This is a genomic window from Microcoleus sp. AT3-A2 (assembly GCF_036705685.1).
Classification (GTDB): domain Bacteria; phylum Cyanobacteriota; class Cyanobacteriia; order Cyanobacteriales; family Microcoleaceae; genus Microcoleus.
Window position 1 is genome coordinate 1 of the sequence record NZ_JAUBVF010000149.1, and the last position, 1,859, is coordinate 1,859.

Below are 1,859 nucleotides of genomic sequence, written 5' to 3' on the forward strand. Positions count from 1 at the left end.
AATTGTTGAGCAATAACTTGCCCGGTGTTGAAAGGCAGGTACTTTTAGATGCGATCGTTTTTTAGTCTAAACTCCAGAGTATTAATTCCAATCCCAATCTGAATCGGGTCATAGCCAGAATTAGCGCGGTGTTGATTATATCCAACGAGGGCCTGCAGCATGGCAATTCCCGCTTTCACCGCATTATCTGCCTCGCCACTAAACAGCGCCATAATCGCATCGCCAATATATTTATCAATAAACCCGTTATTTTCATTAATAACTGGTTCCATGCGAGAAAGATAGGAATTGATAAATTTAAAATTATCCTCCGGTGTCATACTTTCCGAAAGCGTGGTGAAATCGCGAATGTCGGAAAACAATACCGACATTTCCAACTGCACTTGGTCGCCCAATTCCACATCAATAATACTTGATTTATTTAGAAAATGGAGGAATTGACTGGGGACGAAGCGCTCATAAGCTTTGTTAAGTTGGAACAATTCATTGGTAAACCTTATTCGCTCTGTTTCGCCTTTTTTACGCTCCGTGATATCTTGAAAGGCTACAATTGCATAAGAAATATTGTTCTTTTCATCATAGATGGGAGTACCCCAAGCCTCGATCGGAATAATCTTGTTGCCTTGGTGGATTTCCATATCATCTACAGTGGCACTTTCGCCACTCAACGCCCGCGTAGTGGGCAATTGTGCAGAGGGATATTCCTGCTGTGTTCCAGCTTGATAGAGTTGATAAACCTCGGTAATTTGCTCGCTGGAGGCTTCAGGAATAACTCCTTTACCCAATAATTGAATAGCAGCGCGATTAATATAGTAAGGTTTGCCAGAAGCATCCAGAACTGTCACGCCTACTGGAATTGCTTCTAAAAATTGAGTCAGTCTGTTCTCACTTTCCCGTACTTCTGTATAGAGTTGAGAATTTTGAATCGAGATAGCTGCTTGTCCCGATAACACTTTTAAGAGTTCCACTCTTTCTGGCGTAAAAGCTCCGGCTGTCAGATTGTTTTCTAGATAAACAATACTAATGATTTGAGATTGGTTAATCAGCGGCACGCATAAAATTGATTTGGGCTCATGCTTTTGGATGTAGGGGTCGTTGGTAAATTGTCCCTCTCGGACAGCATCATCGAGTACCACGCTTTCTTGAGTGCGAGCCACATAATTGATAATTGCGGAGGAAAGTTCCTGACAATTTTCAACTGAGATTGACTGCAACACGGTGACTTGTTGGGAATTTATTGTGCCTTCAGCTTGAATTAATAGCTCTCCCTGGTTTGATAAAATTAAATAGCCTCTTTGCGCTCCTGCACTTTCTATCAAAATTTTCATCAATTTAGACAGTAATTTATCCAGCATAATTTCGCCAGAAATGGCCTGAGAAGCTTTCATTACTGTGGTGATATCTAAGTTAGAACCAGAACCCTTGGTCGTCACTGAGGCCGTAGTTGTAGTTGTTTTTATTCCCGGTTGGATTGGCGCCAATAACTGCGGATATCGCGTTTCTAAATCCGTTACCTTAGCAGTGGCTCCCCATTGGACATAACAATAATATGCCTCAATCATGTAGGTTTGAGCAAGTTTTTCTTTGCTCCATTCCCAGTAGAATTTTGCTGCGAGTTCGTTAGCTAGTGCTTCTTCGTTGAGGAATTTATTTTCTTTGGCTCCAGAAATGGCGCGATCGTACATTTCAATCGCCTCAGATTTATTGCCCAACACCCGTTGCCGTTCTGCCTCAACTAAATACCATTTATGCAGATAATTCATCGGAGCGTTTTGCGCCCAGTAGACATCTCCAAAATAGTAACACTTCGTGGTAATATCACATCATAAAGCTTTTTTGACACAGAAACATGAGCGACA

General features: G+C 41.7%; 1 pseudogene. It reads right to left on the bottom strand.

The window, feature by feature from the left end:
* Nucleotides 1-44 precede the first annotated feature (44 nt).
* Nucleotides 45-1,781 (bottom strand): annotated as a pseudogene (locus QUB37_RS29575) (GAF domain-containing protein); the annotation flags it as partial.
* Nucleotides 1,782-1,859: the final 78 nt, after the last annotated feature.